This is a genomic window from Gardnerella sp. DNF01198P (assembly GCF_049244165.1).
In the GTDB taxonomy this organism is placed as follows: domain Bacteria; phylum Actinomycetota; class Actinomycetes; order Actinomycetales; family Bifidobacteriaceae; genus Bifidobacterium; species Bifidobacterium swidsinskii.
The window spans coordinates 1,364,653-1,389,903 of sequence record NZ_CP058382.1 but is presented as its reverse complement, the minus strand read 5'-3'; the positions used below and the strand labels follow the sequence as shown (position 1 = coordinate 1,389,903).

At 43.0% G+C, this 25,251-nt stretch carries 8 protein-coding genes and 1 riboswitch; of the genes, 7 read left to right on the top strand and 1 reads right to left on the bottom strand.

Annotation, left to right across the window (positions count from 1 at the left end):
• Positions 1-14: 14 nt before the first annotated feature.
• A complete protein-coding gene (locus HXT44_RS05920) occupies positions 15-9,689 on the top strand; it encodes a hypothetical protein (RefSeq protein WP_421782793.1) in 9,675 nt (3,224 codons plus the stop codon).
• Between the two features lie 487 nt (positions 9,690-10,176).
• Positions 10,177-11,097, top strand: coding sequence for a bifunctional hydroxymethylpyrimidine kinase/phosphomethylpyrimidine kinase (gene thiD, locus HXT44_RS05915; RefSeq protein WP_421782791.1), 921 nt, complete (start codon positions 10,177-10,179; stop codon positions 11,095-11,097).
• Between the two features lie 96 nt (positions 11,098-11,193).
• Here the strand turns inward: thiD and thiM are convergent, their stop codons facing one another.
• Positions 11,194-12,771 (bottom strand): hydroxyethylthiazole kinase, encoded by a 1,578-nt coding sequence (gene thiM / locus HXT44_RS05910; protein ID WP_033888471.1) that lies wholly within the window; start codon positions 12,769-12,771, stop codon positions 11,194-11,196.
• Positions 12,761-12,870, bottom strand: a riboswitch (TPP riboswitch). (Overlaps the previous gene by 11 nt.)
• Positions 12,871-13,218: 348 nt before the next feature.
• On the opposite strand from thiM, the gene HXT44_RS05905 reads away from it, so the two are divergent.
• The 5 genes from HXT44_RS05905 to HXT44_RS05885 all read left to right on the top strand — a co-directional run bounded on the left by HXT44_RS05905 (position 13,219) and on the right by HXT44_RS05885 (position 25,201).
• Positions 13,219-14,016, top strand: coding sequence for a hypothetical protein (locus HXT44_RS05905; RefSeq protein ID WP_012914431.1), 798 nt, complete (start codon positions 13,219-13,221; stop codon positions 14,014-14,016).
• Between the two features lie 43 nt (positions 14,017-14,059).
• Complete coding sequence (locus HXT44_RS05900; protein WP_421782789.1) at positions 14,060-18,667, top strand: PD-(D/E)XK nuclease family protein; 4,608 nt, start codon at positions 14,060-14,062, stop codon at positions 18,665-18,667.
• Positions 18,668-18,669: 2 nt separating this feature from the next.
• The gene (locus HXT44_RS05895; protein WP_421782787.1) at positions 18,670-22,875 is read left to right on the top strand and encodes an ATP-dependent DNA helicase; all 4,206 of its coding nucleotides are present in this window, start codon (positions 18,670-18,672) and stop codon (positions 22,873-22,875) included.
• 183 nt (positions 22,876-23,058) lie between these two features.
• Positions 23,059-23,745 (top strand): GNAT family N-acetyltransferase, encoded by a 687-nt coding sequence (locus tag HXT44_RS05890; RefSeq protein ID WP_004109321.1) that lies wholly within the window; start codon positions 23,059-23,061, stop codon positions 23,743-23,745.
• A gap of 61 nt (positions 23,746-23,806) precedes the next feature.
• A complete protein-coding gene (locus HXT44_RS05885) occupies positions 23,807-25,201 on the top strand; it encodes an MFS transporter (RefSeq protein ID WP_415693650.1) in 1,395 nt (464 codons plus the stop codon).
• Positions 25,202-25,251 lie beyond the last annotated feature (50 nt).

Sequence of the window (25,251 nt, the reverse complement as noted above, 5' to 3'; positions counted from 1 at the left end):
AACAGGTGGAAACAATGAAGAGTATTTGGACGATTATGCTAAACGTTCTTGTTCGTATAGGTCAATTGACTCAATGCGCAACTCGTGTAGCTAAACGTACGACTCAGAATATGTACCGTGTGGCTAAGAGCGCGGTTGAGCGTTTAGCTAGTCGTGTGTCTAATCGTTTGGATGATCGTATAGCTAATTGCGTGAATAAACGCTCATCTAAACGCGAGTCTGTTTTTGCATATCGTGCGTTCAGTAGCTCTTTTGCCACTGCTCTTAAAACTGTTCTTGTTTGCTCTCTTTCGGTAGCAATGTTGCTACCTATTTGCATTACTGCTGAAACCGCAGTTGCTTTGGATAGTGCTAATAATTCCGCAAATAATTCCACAAAGTCTGATCCAAAGTCTGATTCTAACTCTAATTCTAATAATCCAGACTCTAATCCAGACTTATCTGCATCATCTCAGTCTTCTGCGTTACAGAGTTTCGACAATTCACAAGGATCTGTAGATTCAGGGAATCTACTCTCTCAATCTTTTAATCCTTCTGCAGGCTCTGGCGCAGGCGTGCCGTTTGCTTCTCCGTTTGCTTCTCCATTTGGTTCTCAATTTGATTCTCCATTTGGTTCTCCGTTCGGATCTCAACCAAAGTCACTTTTTGAGCGCGCTGCAGAAGAAGAAAGAGCAAAAGCGCAAAACCGCGACGCTAAGAATTACTCAGCTCGTGAATCTTACGAAGTGTATCGCCCTGGATGTAACAAGGATTACGCTTTAGGCGCATGCATTACTACTGACGGCGATGGTGCTGGTTTGCGCGCTACGAACGGTCACGATTTGGATGTTAATAGCCTTGGATACAACTTGGAATCTAGCGACCAATTTGCTAGTGCAGCAACGAGACCTCGCGGCCACTACGAAAACGGTTCTGTACCTGAAGATCCTTCTGGCACGGATCATTACGGCGCAACTTACTTTACTCCGTATCCTAAGGGCACTTTTATTATGGGCCGTTTACGCAACATGGCCTTTAACCATAAGGGTTCCGGCGTCGACAGAATTAACTTGCCTATAGATGATACTGCAGATTTCGTGTTTGTAAAGCGCACCCCTAAGCTTTCCGGTGGTGGCTTCGTGTGGGATATTATTTTTAACGCTGGCGGCCGTACTCAAGGCGCTGGTGCTGCTCTTGATTACTTTACGATTCCAAAAGGTCAGATTCTAGACAAGGGTAGCGAAGGCGGAAGGCAGTATATTCAGCGTGTTCTTTACAGTGGCAGGGAAGCTACTGCTTTGTATAAGAAGAATCAAGGCAATAATAATCCTCCTCGCGAAACCTGCTCATTCTCGTGGGATAATCCTAACGGTTTATGCAGCATTAAAACTGACGGTAACGATTTTGATTCTGGAGATGACTTAGTCGCAGCTTGGAATAAGATGCGCGGCACTGACGACAGTAAGAATGGCAATTATTCTAGGATCCTTCCGGATGCTGTAACAACTGAGGATTTGGGTAGTTCTGACGCTATTGGTTGGTGCCGTGATGGTCAAGGTTTGGACTGCATTAGATCCAGTAGCTATGGTGCTTTGGATGAAGGCGATCTTAAAGTTGTTCCTAAAGTTGAAGGAAGCTATAACAGAGGCTATAGTCCTGCTTATGTTGCTCTCGTGCAAAATCTTTATAGATCTATAAAAGATGACACGCAGCGCGTATTTAGTTTTGTGAACAATATTAAGTCTGGCGAGATTGCTTATACGTATAAGATTCACTTCACTACTACAACTTCTACGACTAAAAACAACTCATATTGCTCTTCTAATAACGTGGGTGATGGCACGGGTTGCGAAAACTTTTCATTCTTCTACGCTGCAGGATCTTACTATGGTAAGAGAAAGAGCCAAGGTTTTTATGGTGCTACTGACCCGTTTGGTGTTACTAAAGCCAGTAAATATTCCATGACTAATTTTGGTCGTGACGCTAACTTCTACATGTACACTGTAATGCATCAGCAGTGGTATGGTGCGCCGCGAATTATGGATATTCAGGCTCCTAGATACCACTTCCTTAAGGGTACTGGTTTGGGTCCGTACAACAGTGACAGTGGTAATTATCTTGAGCACAGGCATATTTCATTCTCTAGTGTGTTGCTTGGAATAGTAAATCAGCCTTTGGGAACTTCATATCTTATGAACGAGAACCAAGATATACGCTTATTGCCTGATTATTATTCCCCGAATAACGGCTATGCTCGAGGCAATCAGTGGTTCCGTAATCCAGGTATGAACGACCATAATACGAAGGATTCAGAGCCTGGTAGGCATAAGCTTGAGCTTAGATATAACGATAGAACGTATCATATGAGTGAAACTCAGGATTTGTGGTATAGGGTTATTACGCAAGCAGACGTGTTTAAGCCTTTGCAAACTGAGGAATATGACGAAAATAACAAGACTCCTAAGTATTATTCTTACGATCAGCCGCTTCCTAATCCTCTTATTATTGATAATCGTGATAATAATGCTGGGTTTGTGAATTTTGTTGGCAAGCGTTCTGATTTGTATAGGCAGGTAATGGCTTTCGATCCTAACTTGTTCCCGCCTGTTAATAAAGATGAGTATGGTTCAAGGCATAGGTATGGTTCCATAAAGCAGAAGAAGGGCTCTAAGACAAACGATTATCCGCTTGATGCTAACTATTTGACTAATAATCCGGATGGAGATTCTAATACTCCGCTTAAGAATCTTGCTGTTTATAAAGCTGAGTGGACGAATAAGTGGGGTGATGAGCCTCGCTCGAACACTCTTCAGGATGCTGATTTAAGCGTTGCTGCTAAAGTGCCTATTGTTAGCGTTGTAAATCCTTGCGGTCATTCTAAGATTCTTGACGAATACAAGGATAAAATTAACGGTCAGTCTAGGTCTTCTATTTCATTTAGATCCATAGATAGTGACGATAATTCCGCTGCAAACAACGATCGTGCAGCTATGGGTGAGGATCGTGAAGACAGCATGCCTGAATGCTGGCCTAAAGCGCAAAATGCTACTAAGCGTAATGTTTGGTTTGTAAAAGATGCTCCTAAGACGGGCGATGACGGTAAGGAGTTGAAGCCTGGAGATCCTGTAAAGAAAGACTTGCAAGACAAAGTCTTGGCTAAAATCAAGCGTATTTACAGAACTTGGATGCGCAACAAGTATAGTGCTCAGCTGCAAGATGGCAAGAATCCTAAAGTTTTGCCAAATTACGTGTTTGTAAAGTACGTAAAGATTACGTTCTGGGATAACTCGACTACTGTTATACCTGTTGTATTCCCGTATGTTGATTACGAGAAGCCAACGTTGGATGTAAAAGTGAGCGTGAATAATGGAAATCCTGTTGATGCTCCAGCTGATGGTTTGAAGATTCCTGTTAATAGCAAAATTAAGTTCTGGGTTAAAGGTCATGACGATAAGAGGATTTTGCTTGGCGTAAAGCCGCAGGAAGCTACCGACTACTTTACTAACGATAAAAATAAGAGATTCTTTGATAGTAAAAAAGTTGTTGTGCGCAATGATTTCGATATGATTACCACTCCGCGTGACAAAAAGAATGATTGCGATACTCGCGGTTGCGGCGATTTTACTACAATAAGCTACGATCAATTCATTCATAAAAATGGTGAATTTGATAGTAAGACGGATCAAGTTGGCTGGGTTACTAACAGCAAAAATTCTAAAGATGATGGTTCTCCTACAGTATTAGTGGGCGATCAGAATAGAAATCACGGTGTGCATGATTTGATATTCCATGGTTGGGATGCTGCAGGTAATTCCGTAATAAAGAAAATTAAGCTGATTATTGTATCTCCTGGTTATGGTTTGCCAAACGTTTGGTGGGATAAGAAGCCGAATGGACATTATGTTGGGCGAGTGAATCCTTGGGATGAAGATAAGCGCGTGCGCTCGATTATGGTTAGGATTTGGGCGCGCGGTAAGGAAAAGCCTAGGAAGGATCATAACTACGATAAGCTGTGTCCAAATGATGGCAGTTGCTACGGCATTGTTATTCAGCGAGACGGTAATAAGAAGACTGATCTTTGGCATCAGGTTAATACTTTTAATCACAATAATGATGCTGCAAGCCCGGATGGGTCTAGAGCTGCTGAGGATAGAGCTGCTTTAGAGGACAGAGATGCAGTTGATGACAAGGCAGCTGACGGCAAGTCGGCTGACGGCAAGTCGGCTGACGGCAAGTCGGCTGACGGTAAGGCGAAAGTTGACAATAAAGCTAAAGCTGATAGCGAAAAAACTGATAATGCCAAACCAAGGGAGAACTCTACCCAAAATCAGCAGGATGAGCAAGCTAATAAGCCTCAAACTAGCAACAAGCCTGCTTCCTTGAAGATTTCAAAAGCAACCAAGAAGGATACTAAGAAGAATTCTAAGAATAAGACAGCTAAGAATAGTTCTAAGAAGAATTCTAAAAAGCGCAATGCTCCTGGAAAGCGCAGTAAAGTAAGATTTGCTGTGCTAAACGAAGGTGATTCTTCTAAGAATGCGAATACTCAGAAATCTGAAGTACAAAAACCTGAAGTAAGTGATGGTAACAAGCAGAGTGATTCTGCTAATACTGCAGAAAACGGTAGCGCAAGCAAAGATAATAAAGTCAGTAACGATAGCAAGGACTCTAAGAACGTCAAGGATTCTGAAGATGCTAAGTCAGAAGAATCTAAGGGTCAGGATCGAGATGCTGAAGGAGAAGATCGTTCTGCTAAAAAAACTGCGAAAAGTAACGATGATTGGCGTAAAGAATTTAGTAAGCGCATTCTTACAGCAAAGCTTGGAGATCATATCAAGGGTTGCACTGCTAACGGCGGCGACAGGTGCGAAATAACTTTTGATCCTGTAACTGGAAATATTACGATTCCGGAATACTTTGCAGAAATTGGTTCGAGAATTTACGTAGACACTTACTCTGTGCCGGAAAATAATCCAGATTGGCGTCAAGATAAACTTTGGAAGCTTATGGAGCCAGGCAATCTTCAGGATTACGAAGAATCTGACCCGCTTCCGCTCGATATTGCGTGGCCAAACGGCTTAGTGCAAGTGAACCCGTTTGAGCTTAATAATAACGAAATCGTGGCAATGCTTTCTTGGATGAGACACGATAAGCGTAACGAGCGAATTTTCGGTTACCGCAAGGAAGAAATTGGCGTTAAAGGGCAAAAGAAGTACGATACTTACGACCAGTACGACAGTGGCTTTAAGCCGAAAACTACTCAAGCAAAGTATGCTTATGGTGAAGATAAGCCTAAATACTCATGCAATACTGCGAAGGATCAGCAGTGGAAGCTGTGCTTAGATGGCGTTACTGGTATTGGCGAGCTAGATGAGAAACATAAACTTAACGAAATGCTGTACGCTATAAAGACTCTTTCTTTCCAAAAGTTGGAAGCTGATGACGAGACTACGCTTAACCCGATTGAGCATAAGGTGACGCGCTTCGTTGATATGCGCAAGGACTATACGTGGGGATTAGTAGACAACAACAAGAAAAGTGTTGACGGGCGAAACGATCCTGGATTTGACGGGCCGCAAAACGGCTTGCATGGAAATCAGAAGTTTGGCACGCAATACTTTGTGTACAAGTGGAACATAAACTCATACCGCAAGGGCGGCAATGGTAAGGCGTTAAACCTTCAGGATGTGCTAAAGCTTGTAAAAGGTACGCCGAACATAAATACGCAAGAGGAAAGTAAGCCGCAGCCTTCGCTAACTCCTATGAGTGCGGCGGATAATAAGCAATTTGATGCATGGAATGGTTCGTACCCTATGGCTGTTGCTGGTGGATTAGGTTACGCTGTGCGTGACAATACATGCGCTGCGTCTATTGCTGCTCATAACGGTGTTGCGCAAGAAGGTGCGTGCCAGTGGCGAAATAAGCTTAATTTAGTGAAGTACACGCCTAAAGAATTTATTATGGATCGTTCTTCATTCTCTTACAATGCTTCTGTAAATATGAAAAACGGAAGTGAAGTACATATTACAGATAGGCTTATTGAAAATAAGGGTAGCCAGCATGCTGGTGAAGATAAGTATGTTAGTGAATATGCTATTCACAAGGACTTCCTTATGCCTGGCGGTGAAGATCTGAACGGTCAAGCGGATGGCGAAAATATTGGCGACATTATAACTAAGAATATTGATGTTGACACTATGAACGACTACGACGCGTACGGTGAAGGTACTTCGAAGCCTGAGGGATACGCAAATAACAGGCCGTTTATGCATGCGCAACTTTATGTGAATAATGGTCAGGTTACGAACGATCTTCTGCTTCGTGAGCCTGGTAAGACGCCAGATAACACAACGAACGTGATAAACGTGTGGTTTATGCCGGTTGATAATGAGAAGCCGACTATTAGTGCGAAGAGTTATCAGGAGTGGGACGGTAAGCCGTGGGATATTCACGGAAGATGCATGATTAACGGCGATGTGAATAACTGCAATACAATTGATGATGATGTTATTACTCTTGATAAGAAAATTTATGCAGGTAATAAAGCTTGGCATGAAGCTGATAATGCAACGATTAATTTACCTGCAGCATTAAAACTAGACGATGATTTCAATGCTTACGAATCTGGCAAATGCACAAGAGAGTGGAAACATGGCGGTATATTTAATAAGCAATACGTCACTTTGTGCCCGAATAGTATAAACAGTAAAGTGCTGGTTAATAATCTGAATGTGTATATTCAAGCGAATAATATTCAGGATTCTAGTGGTAAAACTTCTAGTCCGATGGTGAAGTTTGTTAGTAACGGCGTTACAAATAAACATTTGCTTAGAAGGTTTGTTGAAAAATACAGAAGCACAGATTTAGAAAATCCAAGTGTAAATAAGCAAACTGTATTTACAATGTATGCTGAAACTACGGATAGTGCTGGAAAGCAAAGTGCAAAAACTGTTGTTGGATGCTTTAAGGCTACGTGGACAGACATGGTGAAACCATCTGTTGTTGCGTACGATGGTAAAAGCAATGAATTTGCAAAGTATGATGACTGGCTCAGCAAAGATGGTTCTTCACAAAACCGCGATTATAAAGTTGTCGTTAAATCAGGCTATGGAGCTAAAAGAATGGTAGTTTACTATCATCCTGCCTCAGAGCTTGAGAAACCTGTTACTAGTAATGGTCTTTTTGGCTCTGCTGCAAACTCAAATGAGACTAACTTGGAAACCAGCATTGGTAAAACAATTTCCGTGTGCTGGGATAAATCGTGGAGTGTATGCGCTGGTACTTTCAAGCCGAATGAAGTAACGCTTAATCACGATAATGATGGTAATGCTGTTATAACATTCCCTAGTGGTTTCTTAGCTCCAGGAAGCGTGGTTCGAGCACGCAGTCGTCTTGAAGTTGGCCCATGGACGTATATGCCTGGTGTTAGAAGTCCTGAAGATCTTTCCGATGATTCGCTTAATAGAGACGGAAATAAGACTGCAAGAAGCGGTGGAAGTAATCGAAGCGGCGGAAATAGCAGAAACAGCGGAAATACGCGTGCTGCAAAAGGTCGCGCTGCAAAAGGTCGTGCTGCAAAAGGTCGTGCTGCAAAAGATAAAAACTCTTACAAAGACGACGCTAGTTCAGAAGATACTCTTGACGTGCTGCCAATGGCTTACGCAAAAGAAAAGCCTAGCGAAGTATGCCGTCCGGATTACTGGAGCGCAGACAACTGGTCTGGTTTGAAGAAGCCGTCCGACTGTGTGTACTTCGGTGTTACTATGAAGCGTCAAATAGTGCAAATACACCCAATGCTGCTAAGCGGTCACGAGGAGCGCGCAATACGAATGGATTTGCACAGTGAAAACAACTTTGCGGGCGAACCAAAGAAGGGAATTTGGCTTCAAAACGATAGTGAAATCGTTACGAATGAGGATCCAAGGCTTGAGCCTGGTAAAACTATGGTGACTTTTAGGAAGTATGACTATAGTGCTATGGACGATGAGCATAAGCCTTTGAATCCGCCTACCTATAGTGGCCGCCAAGTAGGGAATATACAAGACGTAGCTGTTATGACTCGAGGCTGGAGAAGCCGCGTGCTTGTGCCAAATCCGCGAGAAAATAAGATTACGCGATTTGTGCGATTGCGCGCGCCTGAAAACGTAGATAGTGAGCATGGTGGCGATAGTAAGGGTGCTGCAGACTACTTAGCTGATGCGCCTACCAGCTTCGAAGAAACTAAAGATAATAGTAAGGCTCTGCGCGTAGCTGGGCGTTCGTATGATCCAGGATTCGTTCTTTCGAAAGATAAGAAGTCTCTTCTGTATCTGTATAATGCTTCAACTAAGCGCAACTTTACGCTTAATGATTTGCAATATGCGTTGAAGCTTAAGCGTAACAGTACTTTGCACCCAGCAAACGAGTGTGGAAACTATGTTGATGGAAGTCAATGGGCGTTTGCTGATTGTCAGCCATCCTTGCTGCCAGAAGTAAGAGGTAGCGATAAGGTTGATGGTGAGAAAGGTCGAAACGGCTTCAGCTTTGATTGGAATACGCACTTCTATACGTATAATCCGTCTGAAGACCATAGGTCTGGTGCTAACGGTGCTGCTAACGGCGCTGATAACGACAATGGTGCTGCTGCTGAAGAAGAAACTTGGTATGTAAACGTCATAGATATGATTTCAAAGGGCGGTACCGGCGGTGGATATTCTATTCCTAATAGCTCTGGCGTAACGTCTGAAAGTAGTAATACTGGTCTTTCGCTTACCGACTTCGCTGGTGTTGGCGCATGGGGTAGGTCTGGCAATATTGGATCTGACTTAATTGGTCATAAGGTTCTTAAGAATCCAGATAATGGTTTGTCGGTTATTATGACATATGGCGATAGCTGGGTTGGTGATACTCATAAAACGCGAGGCAAAGAAGGCGGCTGGAATAACGATGCCAACTACGAATTCGTAATGCCTGTGTACCTGGTGCCTGTTGATAACGTTAAGCCAACTTTTGCTGCAACTGCAGGATCGCTTCTCAGTGGTCACGCGGATGCTAATAATCCTTACGTTGTAACGATGGAGGAGAAGGACTACGCTAAGCTCACGGTTAAGGGTAATCCTGTAGAATACAAGGACGGAAAAGTTTCGAAGTCTCAAAGCAAGGAGAGTGGAAAGACTCTGTTTGCGGATGTCCACGACGATTACGACAGTTTCGGTGATCTCAGCAACTTTAGCCTGGTTGCATGCAAAGTCAAGAAGGCTGGCGGCGCAACTGATTTTGACAGCTGCAAGTCAATAATGGGCAAAGATGGCTCCGTGGATACTGCGGCGTTCAAGAAGTTAAAGACTGACGGTGACGGAGTTGAGTACGCTTTGTATGGACACGCAAAAGATAAGTCCAGCAATGAAAGCGACGGCTTTGGTGATAATGGTAACAGAGGCCACTTAGTCGGATACTTCAGCTTTGGTTACTTGGTTCGTCCGGTTGCTCTGCCTTACAGCGGCGGTCAAGCTGCAATATGGTTCAGCTTCATATTTGGCGTGCTGTTGGCGTTGTTCTTGGCATCCGGTGCGTTCGGTAGGCGCGGATGGCTTGGGTCGGTTCTTAGTGGTCACGGATTCGGCGCACTCACTGACAGCAAGCATTGCGACGCTTCTGCAGAAGTGCTTCGAAGCGGCAAGCCGTTCTTCAAACTCAAGTCAAAGTTCAAGTTCAAGTGGCTTCGACGCTGACGCGTAAAATGCGTATGAGTTTGGACTTATAGCGTTTGCGTAAGTCCAAACTCACCCGCGAAACATATTTGCCTGCGACGCAATAGGTTATATACATCTTAATTGCGCGTTATTCAGTCGCGTGGATATTAGTGTGGTAGAGATTTGAGATTTTTCGCACTGAACGAGGTGAACGTCAGAGCCGCAGGCTGCTGATTCACCGAGTGAAGAAGAAAAATCGAAAAATCTCTGCGATAAGGCACGGTTATTAAACATTAAGCACGCAGAGTTTGGGGGATTTCTCTACGAGCACTAAAAGAGGACTGAGAAGCTACATTCTTTAAAGATAGGCGAACACACTAAACTCTTTTAGCAGCCAGAGCGCACGAAGGACGGGACGTGCGAGGAGAGAAATCCCCCGAAACTCGCGCCACGTTAAACAAAATGTAATATAAACTATACTTTCTCATGAAACTATATTCGCCTGCGACGCAATATAATAAAAGTTATGACGCTAGTATCAAGCAAACAGCATGACTTGCAGCATGCGCAATCGCCTATGCAGCAATCAGACCCAATCATTCCGCGCGTGCTAAGCATAGCTGGCACAGACCCAACAGGTGGAGCCGGAATACAGGCAGATCTCAAGTCAATTATGGCGGCAGGCGGTTATGGCATGTGCATACCAACTAATTTGGTTGCGCAAAACACGTGCGAAGTGCGCGAAGTATTCACGCCGCCAGTAAGCTTTTTCCGCACTCAACTTTCATGCGTGTACGACGACGTTACAGTTGACGCACTAAAAATCGGCATGCTTGGATGCACAGAATATATTGAAGCAATGCGAGACTGGATGTGCGATAACCCGGTTCCTGTAAGTGTTCTAGACCCGGTGATGATATCAACTTCCGGGAAGCGCTTGCTTGAGGCGAGTGCTGAAAATGCGATGCGAAACTTTATAAGTTGCGTTGATGTAGTGACGCCAAACGTGCCGGAATTGGCTGCTTTGAGCGAATCGCGAGTTGCGGAAAACTTTGAGGAAGCTTGCAACCAGGCGCGCAAGTTGGCTGCAAAAAATAGCGTTGTTGTAATCGTAAAAGGTGGGCACTTAACTGGCGAAGACGTTGGAAATACTGCGGTTTTCCCGGATGGTGACGCGCGGCACGTACCAAGCGAACGAGTTGAAACAAGCACAACTCACGGAACTGGCTGCTCGCTTTCTTCCGCACTTGCTACGAAAATTGGGCTTGCTTTGCGCGAGGAAAAGAATTTGAGCGATCACGATACTGTACTTTGCGCACTTGAATGGTCAACGGCGTGGCTTCGAGAAGCGATTGCTTCTGGAAGTGAATTACATGTTGGGCGCGGCGGCGAGCGCGGTCATGGACCTGTAAACCACTCCGTGCGAATCTTGCAGCAAACTGCGTGATATTGGCGCGCTGCGTTAGTAACGTATATTTGCGTTTTTTTGTTACTGGCGCAGATTGCATTTTGTGTGCGCTGACGACATGCTTGCGTGTTCGCTTTACTCAGTAATCACGCTTTTAAGCTCACGCGCAACTTTCCCAGCATCCTCAGCGCACATAAGCGCCGACACTGTGCAAACTCCGTCAAGTTCAAGACCTCGAATAGGGAACACTGTGTTCTCGTGAATTCCGCCAATTGCTAACGTTTTTACGCCCATAGAGTGCGCAACTTTCGCCACTTCGTTCACTCCGTCAACTCCCAGCGGCGGCACGTCGTGCGCTTTCGTATGTGTTTCAAAAGCTGCACCAATGCCAATCACATCCGGCAGCGGAACGTCATTTTCTTTGCACTCGCGGTAAGCTTTCTCCATCAAATCCGGTCGAGCGCAAGAAAGCCCAACCATCCACTCTGCCGGCATCGCTTTTCGAGCCTCAACAAACGGCGTATCCTTTTGCCCAACGTGCAAGTTGAAACCAAGCTGAGCTGCGCAATCAACATGATCGTCTATGAATACAGGCACATCGCCGTGCTCAGAATCAATAAGCGCATGACGCAACTTCTTCGCCTTTGCTGAAATTTCAGCGTCGTCGGAATACTTATCGCGCAATTGCACAACTGTAACTCCGCCTTCAACTGACTCTACTGCAACTTCTTCTTCCGGGCGATTTCCCATGCGCGGATCCGTTACCAAATACAGTGTCCAATCAACAGGCTCCACCGTAAACTCAATATTTGTCAAACTAAACATGTCGTTTACGCTAAGAGTTGAAAGCGCATCCATCCACAATGTGCGGAAAGTGCCGGGAGCTGTGGTTTGGCGAGCTGCCCAAGTTCCAGCCGCTGCTGCGTGCACGTGTGCTGCAACAGTTGCTGCGAGCGGACGTTCCGGGTTTGCGCCAACGTATGCTGCAACCAACGCTCCCAAAGCGCAACCGGTTCCAACTACTTTAGTCATAGTTTTATGTCCGCCGGTTACGCGAGCTAAGCAACCGTGAGCGTAAATCGCGTCTTTTTCGCCAGAAATTGCCACTACTGAGCCGTACTTTTTTGCTAATTCGCGCGCGGCTTGAAGAGCATCGTTCACGTTATCGTGAGAATCCACACCTTTGCCGTTGCTCTCTTTGCCTGCAAGCGCCATGATTTCGGAAGCGTTTGCGCGAATTACGGTAGGGTGGTGCTTAATAATTTCGTGTATAAAGCGCGCGCGTGGAGCAAGTGCTGGAACGCCGATTCCAACCGGGTCAAGCACCCACGGAGTATCGGCTTTTTCGCATCCTTCAACAGCTGCGCGCATGTATTCGGAAGTTTCTGGCTGATGGAATGTGCCAACGTTTATGAGCACGCCTGTGGCAATTTGCGCAAGTGCATGCGCTTCTTCTGGGTCGGTTACCATAATCGGCGACGCTCCTGCAGCGAGTAGTGCGTTGGCTGTAATGTCTTGCACGATTACGTTCGTGATGCAATGGGTGAGTGGCTGCTGTGTGCGCACGCGTTCGATACATTGACGCACGTCGTTAAGAAACATGCGGCGGCGTGCGCGTACAGAGAAGCATGTGTCGACTTGCGTTGTTGAGCTTGTGCAGTATTCGTTTGCTTCGTTGCAGTTAGTTGTTTTTTCAGTGTTGCATGTTGTCATAATGTTTCCCTTCGCTAGCACTATCTAGATCAGGTTTTACGGATGTAATCTCAGCGCCGCCCGCGATTTTGCGGCAAATGCGCACTCCGAACCATCCTTCGACTATATCTTTTGTTCGTGACTTACTTTCTTCTGCGTGAGTGTCTGATTTTGCTTGTTTTGGGACACTGATGCAGATGGGTTTCTGCGCTAGTGTCTGATTTTGTTTGTTTTGGGACGCTGGTGCAGTTTGTGTTCTGCGTTCGTGTCTCTGGTTGGTAGTTTCGTGGAGCATTTGCTGGAAAATTCCCGACGTTTCGCAGCGCTTGCAGGAATCTACAAAAATCGCGCCGCATTTTTGCAACTTCTTCTACATATTTTCGCTTGCAACTGTGTAACCATAAGTATGGTAAACATAAATATAAGTAAACAATAAGTAGATTATAGAAGTTACGAAAGCGAGATAACATGGCAAACGATTCCATGCTAGAACAAAAGACTCCGCTCACAGCGCGCGAATACGCGACGCGCACAGCAATACGTGCGATTGCAATCATCGCATCTGTTTATGGTATGGCTGCTTCGTGGGAAGGCTTAATGACCTTCACTTATTTTACGAATCTTTCTAACCTGATGATTTGCGTAGCTCTTGCTGGATCGCTTTTGCTTGATACAGCTGCGTTTATGCGTGCTCGTAATTCTGTAGATTCAGCATCGCAGCAAGATTCCGCAGCATCTTGCGCATGGTTCGACTCAAAATCCAACGCTTGGTACATTTTCAAATTCATGATGACTATCTCAATTGCTGTCACATTCACTTTGTACCTGTGTTTCTTAGCACCTACCAATAAGCTTGGTTTCGTTGGCGCTTACATGAATAACGGATGCAGCAGCCTTTGCGTTCACGCAGTTGCGCCGCTTCTTGCAATCGCTGATTTTGTGCTTTTTGATTATCGTTTCCACTCTACTCGCGCACATTTGTATGTTTCTACTGTTCCGCCTCTTGCTTATGTTGCTTATGCTGCTATGCTTAGCGAGTTTGCTGGTGTTCGTTGGGGTGTTCATGCAATGCGCGCGCCTTATAATTTCCTCAATTATGGCGCTCCTGCTGGCTGGTTCGGCTTCGCACCGCAAACTTTTAATGCCACTACTTTGGGCGTTGGAGTTGCGTATTTGTTAATTGTGTTTACTCTTATTTTTATTGGTGTCGGCAGTGTATTTCTTGCGCTTAAGGATGCTCGCGCTCGTGCAATATTAAAAGAATAGTATTGTTGCGCGCCACTATTGCCTAATTGCTAGAATTAAACGTATGAGTGAGGATACTGCATTACAAGCATTATTTGACGGTACGTTACGCAATTCTTCTGGCAATGTGACTAATGCGTTGCTTGTGTATGGTGCGCCGAATACTGGTAAAACGCAGTTTGCTGTGCGCGCAGCAATTTCCGGCTATAAGCGTTGGTCGCATAATGTTACTGCAATGGCTGTGCAAAATCGTGTTCTTGCTTCAAAAATTGACAATATTATTATTCGCCAAATTGGTGTAAGTAAGCAGTCTCGTCCAGTTGGCACTTTGGCTTCTTTGGCTTTTACTATCATTTCTGCTTGCTGTAAGTTAAAGAATAATCCTTCGCCTAAGCTGCTAAATGGTGCTGAGCAGGATTCTTTGCTTCGTAAAGTTTTGCGCGCACACATTGAGCATGTTATGCGTGGAGATAATGGTGATTGCAATATATGCGCGCTTTTTAAGGATTATTTTGAAACGTCTCAATGGGTTGTTCCATTAACTTGCGCAGTTTCCGCCGCTTCAGTGCCTTCTGCGCCTTCCGCGACTCCGGTTGCTCAATCAACTTCTTCTTCTCCAGAATTTTTGGCAGATAGATTCGATATTAACAACGCTTTTATGCATCAATTGCGCGATATGCTCGCTCGTTTAGATGAGCTTGGTATTAGCGATTTTGAAAGCGAAAATTCAGTTCTTCGCGCTCTTAGTGACGAGCAATCTTACGCCAATAATAGTGATATTTTACAAACGTCTGTGCTTATTAAACGTAGATTAACTCAATGGCGTTTGGCGTTTGCTTTGCGTGCTGAATATCGAAAAATAATTGCCGACACTTATAAGTATTCTTTCCGACTTGACGCTTCGCAACTGTTGGTTGAGGGTGCAAAATCTGCGCGCGAATTAGGAGAGCATGGTTTAGTAAATTCTTCTGAAATTCCAGCTCTTCTTGTAGTCGATGATTATCAAGATATTACTTTGGCTGGTTTGAGTTTTATTGAGACTTTGTCGAAGATTGGCACGCGTTTAGTTTTGCTTGCGAATCCGGATGAATCTGTGCAATCGTTTAGAGGAGCGTACCCGGATTATGCAATTTCTGCAGCTTTGGATGAGTTGAATGCTGCTGAGCAAACTTTAGAATATACGGGTTTTGCTGATTCTTGCGAAAATTCTTCCGACGATTCTGCCGATTTTTCTAAAAATTATTCTGCAGATCCAACTTTTGCAAATTATACCCAAGCACCTTCGATGCGTGAATTGCTCGCTTCACGCGTTTCTCTTTCGCTTACTTCGCAATATAAAACAGATGTTGCGCTCCCAAATCGCCCTTGGAAAATGCCAAAATTTGTAGGCTCCTTACCGATTGAGCCTATAGAAACCCTCCAAAATTCTAATCTCAATTCAGACGACACTGTTTTTACAGCGTTATATCGTTCACAGCGCGAGGAATTAGATGCTGTTATTTGGCAAATGAAGCAATCTCACGTAAATAATAAGCGCAAGTGGAGCGATATGGCGTTAATTGCGCACGACAATTCTACTGTTCGTCTTTTTGGCGAGCAGCTTCGCGCTTCTGGGGTTCCTGTGCGATACTCGTCAGTGACTCGCCCATTAAAAGATGAGCCGTTTGTGCAAGGTTTATTTGCGCTTATTGAACTTGCTCAATTTGCGCAGCACGGTTTTTCTGGAATTGTTGAGCAAGTAAAACATGGTAGAAGTTTGCAAAATTTGGCTTCGTGGGTGCGTTTGCGAGTTCAGAATATTATGGATAGTCCGCTTTCCGCGATTACTAAAAGTGATTCTGGATTTTACGGTGATTTAGACGTTGAAATACCTGCGAAGTTATATTCTGTAGATTTGCTTATGCGTTCTCTTTCTTCTCTTTCGGCTGTTTTAATTGAGCAAAATGGTGAAAAGAACAAGAACTTTGAATCTAATGCTCCTTTGCGAAATCTTGTTCATAACTGGGATTTGTTGCAAAATTCGCTTCATGATGCGCAAAGCAAGGCGTACGTTGAATCTCAAATTTTGGTTGATAATAGTCGTATTGATGGCAGTTCAAATGATCTTATGCCATTATCTCTCGATGCGTGCTATTTGCTTTGTGTAGCAGATGTTGCACGTTCTATAGATGATGATTCTACAGTGTTGCAAATATTGCAGAATATGGCTCCTCGAAATCCGCACGTTGCAGCTTTTGTAAAACTGTGGAAAAACGTGCAAATTCTCGCTTCTCGTATGCGCAATAATCCTGATTTGAGTAATGCTCAATACGCTCTTGGTGAGGCTTGGAATATTTGTCATGTTGCTGAGCGTTGGCAGCGTATGTCTTTACAGCATAATTCGGAAGGTTATCGAGCCAACGATCGCTTGGATGCTGCAATGCGTCTTTTTGATTATGTTTCTTCATATGTTTCTTCTGATATTTCTTCAATGAATACGTTTGACGATACTTTTAGACAAGAAAATGTTGTAAGTATTGCAGATTTTATAGCTCAAGTTCGTGGCATGGAAATTGAAGCTGATTCTCTTGCTAAAGTAGCACCTGTTCCAGATGCTGTAACGCTTACTACTCCTGCTGGTTCTGTTGGAAAACATTGGAATCTTGTGTGGATGCCTACTTTGCAACAACGTGTGTGGCCAAATCTTGCTTCTCGTAGCACTATGTTTGGCGCAGAAAGTTTAGCGAATATTATTTTGCATTCTAAGATTTCTGCTTCTAAATTGACTGTGAATGCGTCACTTCTTTCGAATAATGATAAATCTGCAGTTTTTGCTTCGGAACAGCGCAGTTTTTTGTTAGCTATTACGCGCGCAACAGAGCGTTTGTATATAAGCGCGCAATATAGCGATAGTGCTGTGCCAAGCGACTTTCTTTATTATTATTTGCCTGAAAGATACTACAATAATGAAAATTCGCGCACGCCTTTTACGGAATTTACTACACCTTTTGCCGGTTTAGATATGGATGCTCGTGGACTAGTGTGTGCTGCTCGTTCGCAAATTTTGCGTGCTTCTTCTATGAAAGAAGAGTTTGGAAATAGTGTAGGTAATGCAGATAGTGCAGATAGTGCAAGTAGTTCCGATATTGCAAATAGTTCCAATAGTGAGAATAGTAAGTCTAGAAATGCGATTATTGACGCTGCTCAAACGTTGCAATTACTTAAAGAAAATGGAGTATTTTGCGCTGATCCTTTTGAGTGGGATTTTATGAGCGATGTCGATGACTATGTTGATAAAAAATCTTCTGTTGAAAAAGACAATGAAAAAAACAATGAAAAAGCTGGCTCTGCTAAAAAAGCTAGTTCTGTTGTAAGCTTGTCTCCTTCAGCTGTAGATAGTTTGTGGGCATGCCCTGTGTGCGGATTGCTAAATCGTCAGCTTTTAGGTCCTCAACCCGGCAGTGCAGCAACGTATTTTGGCACGCTCATTCACGAAACTGCAAGATGGGCAAGCGAAAATCAGCATTACGATATGCCAGAAACTGAAGTTGATGAAACTGAAACAGCGAATAATTCAGCCGAAGTCGCGAATAATTCAGCCGACTATTCTCCCTACTCTCCGCTTGTGCGCCGCAGTAACGCAATCGCAAATCTTATGGAAAAGTATTACCTAAGTATTGCGCCTGAACTTGCAGATATTCGAGATAGTAAGGAGCATTATTCGGCTCTTGCGCGTGAGAAGAATATTAAACGTGCGTTACATGCAATTGCGCAATATTTTGTCACTTCTTACGATCAATCAACATATGCGCTTAACTCAAAAAAGTCAGAAAACGGCATATTAGAATCTCTTACAAAAAGCGAAAAATCTTTAGAAAGTAGCATAGGTAGATTGCAACAAGCGTATTGCGAATTGCAAACAAGCGCGCATTTTGGATTTAATGATATTGCTCGCGTATTGAACAATACTTTTAAGAATGCAAATTTGCAAACCGTTACTACGCATGATTGCTACGAATTGATGGGTGCTTTAGTTGGAGGATGGCCGGATGGCGCAAGTGAAGATATGCAAGTACATATTCACGGTCGAATTGATCGCATGGAAAAGCGCATTAATTCAGATGGTTCCGAGCATATTCGCTTACTGGACTATAAAACAGGAAAGCCTTTAACAGCAAGCGGAGTTTTTAACGATTTGCAGCTAGTTTGCTACCAGCTTGCTTTACTTTTTTCTGATGAGAAACCTCTTATTGATGCGTCGAATGCGCCGATTATTTCGCGAAGTATTCTATTTCACGTTGCTAAGAACGATTATCCTGCTCAAGATCATAACGTTGCTGAAAACGTGTATCAGCCGCCGCTTTGCGTAAAAAATGCTTTAAATAATAATCCGCTTGAGTTACGAGTTGGATTCAAAAATATGGCAAGATTGTTAGATTGTCCGCATCTTGACGATATTGCGAAGAATTGTCCAGAAAATGTAAGCGAAAGCGCTTGGCAGTCGTTTACATCATTAAACCAAAGTGCAAAATGGTCTCTTACTATGATTTCGCGCGTTTGCTATGCTGCTGCGGCAGTTCGTTCGCATAAGATTATTGCGCACCCAACTTCTGAACACTTAAAGTATTGCAACGGAAAACAAGTATGCCCAGCATGCGCAGGTTGTATAGACACTGTATATGAGGTGTTGTAGTTATGATTGATAAAACAAATAAGCAATTTACTCGCAAGAACACCGATAGCGCGGAGCAAGCTGCAGCAATTCAAGCACCAACAAATAAGAACATGATTATTGTTGCAGGAGCTGGAAGCGGCAAAACGTATACGATGACTCGTCGAGTTATCGACCTTATTGAGCGCGGAGTTGCTCCTGAAAGTATTTTGGGTTTGACTTTTACTAATAAAGCAGCTTCTGAGCTGCTTGCAAGAGTTGCTCAAGCTGTAAGTCAGCATAGTAGCGAAATAAATAAGCTTATCAATAACGGAAATTCCGCATCTTCAAGTGACTTTTTGAAGCCAGAAGTAATGACATACGATGCTTTTTTCCAGTCAATTGTGCGCCAATATGGTTTGCTTGTTGGATTTGATCAAAATACGCAACCTTTAAGCGATGCAGGTGCGCGCGAATTAATAAAACCGCTAGTAAACGATTATGTTACTAATCATGCGGAAGTGCTGTCTTGGTATAGTTTTGATGCGCTTATTGACGACGTGCTTGCGCTCGCAGCAGATATTTCATGCTCGATGATTGGCATAAATAGCAGGGGAGAGTCTATAGATAGCACGTCTAAAGCTGTTTTAGAAATTCAGAAGTGGAATAACGCTTGGATTGAGCATTTGCAAAAAGCAATTAATTGTGCTGAAACTACTGAAATAATTGCAAAAAAGCCTAGCTCTATTAAATTGCGTCGCGGAAAAAACGATTCAGATGAAAAATATTTCGAAAAGTGCGAAAATTACGGAAAAGAATACGTAGAATACCTGAATATTACATTAAAAAATAAGTGTTATGAATCTTGTAATAACTTGCTTGAAGCTGCTGAGAAGCGCAATGTATTACTTGAATTAGTTTTGGCTTTTGACGCAGCAAAGCAGCGCGCAAATATGGCGCAATTTAGCGATTTTACTATTGCTGCATACCGTTTGGTGACGCATTTTCCTTCTATTGCAGAACAGTATCGCCGCCAATACAGCCAAGTTTTGCTTGATGAATATCAAGATACTTCTACAACTCAAGCAATGCTGATTGCAACGCTGTTTCATAAAAAAACTAACGGTGTGGAAGAAGCTAGCGTTGCTGCGAAAACTAGCGAAAATCAAGACTTTTTAACTACTCAACAAACGCATATTGCTGCAGTAGGTGATCCCTTCCAAGCTATTTACTCGTTTAGAGGAGCTAGTTCCGGAGCTTTCAGAAAGCTTGAGCAAGCACTAAATATCGACCAGTCAAGTGAGTTTTCTCTTACAAGAACGCGACGCAATTCGCAGCTTATTTTAAAAGCTGCAAATTCTATTACGAAACCTTTGCGAGTGCCTGCGCTTCGCCATAGTAGTTCACTTGCTACAGAAGTAGAAGTGAAAAACTTGCAATACTTAGATAATGCACCAAAAGGTACTTTTAGTGTGTTAAATATGCCTACGCAATATCAAGAAGTAGAAGCCGTTGTGCGTTTTGTAAAATATGTAAAACATAATGCGCTATCTGAAAACGACGATACTAATTCTGCATCTGCTCGAGTTGCAGTTCTTTTCCGTAGCAAAAATAATATTCCGTTATATGAAGAAGCATTACAAAAAGCAGGTTTACGCACTCTTACTGTTGGGTATTCTGCATTGCTTGAAAAACCAGAAATTCGAGATGTTTTAGCTCTTCTTTCTGTTGTTGCAGATCACACAAATACTCAAGCTTTGATGAGATTGCTTGCAACTCCTCGTTTTGCGCTTAATACTGACGATTTGGCTGCTATAGCTAATATTGCAACATCAAAGAATATCGAATATGTGTTTCGTGCTTTAGTGCAAGCAGGTTTAGTAAACGCTGAAACTCCTCGCTCTAAGTGGTCGCAAGTTGTTCGAGAACAGCAATCTCAAGCTTCGCAAACCAATAGTATTCATGGTGGAGTTTTTGTGGCGGATGTTTTGCTTGAAGCATACGAAACGCAACTAAGCGAAGAAGCAAAAAATAACGACAACAATAACAATAATTTGCTTTTTGAGCTAAAAAATAATTTAAGCTCAAAAGCTTATGTAGCAGTGTTAAGAATAGGGCAAATGATTCATGCAATACAACGTGCTCAATCTGGCTCTTTGCAAGATATTATGCGCGTTGCTGTAGAAACGCTTAACGTTGATATTGACGTTGCGCTATCTCGTGCGCTTATGAATGATACTTCCTCTAATGCAACGCTTCTTGACGATATGCACTCTACTGTCGATTCTATTTGTTTACTAGCAGACGCGTATTTGCAAGAAATGAGCGATTTTACAACTCCTACTTTGCATGGGTTTATGTCTTGGATTTTCAATATAGACAAAATTAACGATCAACCTTCTTCGGTGGATGAGACTGCGGATGTCGTATTAATGACTATTCACCAATCGAAAGGTTTGGAATGGCCTGCTGTAGCGATAGTTGGGCTTAATGAAGGCGCGTTCCCAAGTAATCAAGGCGATAATTTGCGCGTAATAGCAACGCAACAAAGTGGCGTGTACAGGGAAAGGGCATACGCAACGCTCGAAGTTGCTTCAAAAGTGCCTGTTTCTATGAGAGTGGATGCAAACATATTGCCAAGATTCCCTCACAATGTTGATCTTGAAACTAGCATGGAACCTCAAAAATCTTTGAAAAATATGTTAACTGTAGACGATATCGACGCAGAAGTTTATGGATCAAGAGCTAGAGAAATGTTTGATTTGGCAGAAAAATTCCATGAGCATGAGCAGGCTCCAGTAGAAGCGATTCCTTCAGAAGCTAGCAAAGTGTATGACGCTGTGATGAAAACTGGCACATTGCCTCTTTCACAAGTCGAAGAGCGTGGGCGCGCTTTGCATATTGACGAGCGTCACCTTATGTATGTTGCTTTGACGCGTGCTAAATTCGCAGCATTGCTCACTTGCAGCCAGTCTAATGCTATGAGCGTTGTTGAGAATAAAGAAAATTTTGCCAATAGTGCAGCTTCTTCTGTAGATGAATCTTCAAATATTTCAACTTCTAGAGTTAAAAAACCTTCTGTTTTTTGGCAGGAAATGTATGATTCAATGCGCGGATCTGAAGAATCTCCGGTTCAGGTCACAGCTAAGGTTTCAGATTCTTCAAATCAAGTAGGTTATGTTGTAGGGGAGTCAGCTTCGCAACTTGCGCAATTATTTAGCGAGGAAAGCACTATTCCAACTGAAGATAATGAGAAACAATTATCTTGGCCGAGTGCATCTAGTGAAGCTATACGTAGTGTATTGCAAAAATCTGCACAAGACGTTGTAAATTCAAAAATGAGTAATCAAATTTCTGGTATTTCAAAAGATAATTCTTTGCTTTACAAAGCTCAAGCTTTGCTACAAGATGCAGATTTAATGCCGAAAATTGATTGGTATCACAACATTCAAGAGTTAAAAAACAGAGCAGAGCAGCTTTCTAATGTTGAAAATGTCAATGTGACTGCTGTGCAAAGGCGCGCTATGTTTCGTAATGATTATTCGCGCGCGAATGAAGATTTTAATGATGCGGATGCTAAGCGTTTGCGGAAGGAATGGATGGCAATTATTCGCCCTATTCCTAGCGTTTCTTCGCCTGCTTCTGATTTGGGAACGCGTTTTCATGCTTGGGCTGAACAGTTTGTAAAAGCTTGTTGCGTGAATAAAAATCCTATTCAGTATGACGTTGATGAAAACGTTGATGAGAATGCTGTTGAGAACGTTGCTGAAACTTGCGAGAATATTTCGCAAAATGCAAAATCTTCGGAGCGCAAATTGTTGATATGGAAGCAGCGTTTAATAACATCAAAATGGGCGCATCGCCGTCCTATAGCAGCAGAGCAGCCGATTGTAGCTCATGTTCCAGAATTAGGCGATCAAATTATTAATGGCAAAATCGACGCAATATTTGCAGGTGGTTTAAATCCAGAAGATCCAAGCAAATTGTACACGATAGTCGATTGGAAAACCGGAAGAAAACCAACCAAACCACAAGATATTGCGCTTAAACTTGGCCAGCTTGACTGGTATCGTCTGCTTTTGTCTCTTATGACTAAGGTTCCGCTTGATGCTATCGATGCCACCCTTTATTATGTGAACATATCGGATGAATGTGAACGGGAAATTCATGCCGAGCAAAAAACGAAAGATGAGATCCTTGCCGAGTTACACTCTGACACGTTAATCTCCCTCGATGATGATGACGCATAAATGTTGCTATTGCAATCATTTTGTCGCAATTTATTTGCTGCAATTTTTGTTTGCTGTAACGTATTTTGCGCCGCGATTGAAACGCATCGTGCATCACTTCGAAAACGTGCAGATTCCTCGTGCAGTGTGTGTGTGGGCGGGCATACACACAACATCGATTTGAGTATGAAGTAAGGAAGAATCATGACTGTTGAATTTCGTTCTGTAAAACTCAGTGATATTGATGCAATGGTTAAAGAATATGAACGTACTTGGGGTATTGCGCAAAAAGTTGGGAAAGATGCTTCGTTAAGTCTTTCTCGAAGATGTGTGTTGCATTACTTAGAACCTTCAACGCATGGTACTATTGCTGAAATAGACGGTAAGTTTATGGGTCTGCTTTTGGCGCGAGTTTTTGACGCACCTGTTTTATTTCCAGAAGTAGGGAGAATGCTTCGCGAGCAAGAAGCCGCAATGAAAGAAAATTGTGACAAAAACTATGCTCTCGCTTTAGAAGAAGCGTACGGCATGCGCGCGTTGGAAACTAAACTTGAAGCGAAATCTCATATCAATAATTTAACTCAAGCGGAATTGGAGCTTTTCCTTGTTTCTCCAGATGCTCGTGGGCATGGTGTCGGTGGAGGCTTGTGGAAGCGAACAATGCATATGCTAAGAAATAACGGAGTAAATCGTTACTATTTGCATACTGATTCAGCGTGTGACGTAAGCTTTTACGATTATCACGGGCTTAGAAGAGATGCTTCTTTTATGCGCTCGGATCATCCTTATGAAGCTAAGAACGTGAAATCTTTGGTGGATGACTTGTATATTTACTCAGGTGAGCCGAGAGTTCGTTCAAAGCAAGCAAATGCTCGTTCTAAAACGCGTTAATAAAAATATGCAAATGTATAACGTTGCGTGACTTGCTTGACAAAAAGGAGCAAAGAAATATATGTCGTCCCAAACGGCAACTAAGAAAGCATCGGTATTTTCTCAATATTCTAGATTATTTTCATTTAATGGAGCTAAAGCGTTTTGTGTAGCAGGCGCGATTGCGCGTTTGCCAATGTCTATGATTGCGTTGGGAATTGTTCTTGCATTAAACCATTTGTATAACAATTGGACTATTGCTGGAGCAATGTCTGCGTCGTATGTGCTTGCACAAGCTGCGGTAACTCCTGTGTATGCTAAGCTTTTTGACCGTTTTGGTCAGCGTAAAGTTGGAGTTATTGCGCTAAGTGCACAAGTAATCGCTATGATTTCTTTTGCATTTGCAGCTTTATTTAAGGTTCCTCTTGTTTTGCTTTTTGTGTTAGCAATTGTGATGGGCGTAACTCAGTTTGCTTTTGGCGCGTTGGTGCGTACTCGTTGGGCTTATACATTGCGTGCAGAAGATGACGATTCTTTATTAAACGTTGCTTATGCGTTGGAATCTGGTATCGATGAAATTGTGTTTATATTAGGACCTATTTTAGCCGCGTGGTTAGCAACTTCTGTGCACCCTGTTTCGCAATTATTCGTGCCAGTATTTGCAAGTGGATTGGGCGGAGCTTGGTTCTTTTCTCTAAAAAATACTCAACCTGCTGTGCTCAAAGTAGTGGAAGTTCCAACTGCTGCAGCTGAAGATGTTGATGTATTAATCGCTTCTCAAAAAGAAGATGAAATTTCCAAAGATTATGTGGCATCTCAAAAGCAAGAAGTGAAACGCTCATTTGTAGACAAATTTAGTCTTAAGCAATTGCATAATCATCGCTCAAAAAAGCGCGGTAAAAACGTGCTGCTTTACCGCGGCATTATCCCGCTTGTGCTCATGTTTGTTGTATTTAATATGAGTTTTAGTGCATTTGACGTGTCTGTAACAGCTGCAATGAAAGCTCAGGGGCTTGATCATTTCATTGGTATGCAGTTGGCATTGTTTGCATGTGGTTCGCTTGTGGGAGCGATTATTTTTGGATCGCATAAATTCCGCGGTTCTAATTGGTCGCATCTGATTGTATTTTTGACTGTTTTAACTGTCGGATTTATGCTTATGAGTCTTAATATAGACAGACTTATGCTTATGAGCGTTTTTGAAGTGCTTTCCGGCTTATGTGTTTCGCCAATTTTTGCTACTGGAAATCTTATTGTGAAAGCAACTGTTCCTGAAGAATCGCTTACGGAAGGTCTTTCATGGCTACCAACTGCGTCTGCTGTCGGCTGTTCTTTAGGCTCGATGGCTGCTGGAGCTGCAATCGACTCGTGGAATTCGCATGCCGGAATGATGGTTCCATGGATCTCAACAATGGCAGCTATACCTATCGCCACGCTTGGCTGGTTTATTGTAATGGTGCTTAAAAAGCGACATTAACTGCGCACGTGTGTAAAGTTTCTGCCGTTTTCTCGCTTTAATCCGATCGA

What these genes read in the sequence shown, in the direction of transcription:
- thiM (WP_033888471.1), bottom strand. Translation starts at nt 12,771, where the DNA reads ATGACAACATGCAACACTGAAAAAACAACTAACTGCAACGAAGCAAAC.
- HXT44_RS05905 (WP_012914431.1), top strand. Translation starts at nt 13,219, where the DNA reads ATGGCAAACGATTCCATGCTAGAACAAAAGACTCCGCTCACAGCGCGC.
- HXT44_RS05895 (WP_421782787.1), top strand. Translation starts at nt 18,670, where the DNA reads ATGATTGATAAAACAAATAAGCAATTTACTCGCAAGAACACCGATAGC.
- HXT44_RS05890 (WP_004109321.1), top strand. Translation starts at nt 23,059, where the DNA reads ATGACTGTTGAATTTCGTTCTGTAAAACTCAGTGATATTGATGCAATG.
- HXT44_RS05885 (WP_415693650.1), top strand. Translation starts at nt 23,807, where the DNA reads ATGTCGTCCCAAACGGCAACTAAGAAAGCATCGGTATTTTCTCAATAT.
- HXT44_RS05920 (WP_421782793.1), top strand. Translation starts at nt 15, where the DNA reads ATGAAGAGTATTTGGACGATTATGCTAAACGTTCTTGTTCGTATAGGT.
- thiD (WP_421782791.1), top strand. Translation starts at nt 10,177, where the DNA reads ATGACGCTAGTATCAAGCAAACAGCATGACTTGCAGCATGCGCAATCG.
- HXT44_RS05900 (WP_421782789.1), top strand. Translation starts at nt 14,060, where the DNA reads ATGAGTGAGGATACTGCATTACAAGCATTATTTGACGGTACGTTACGC.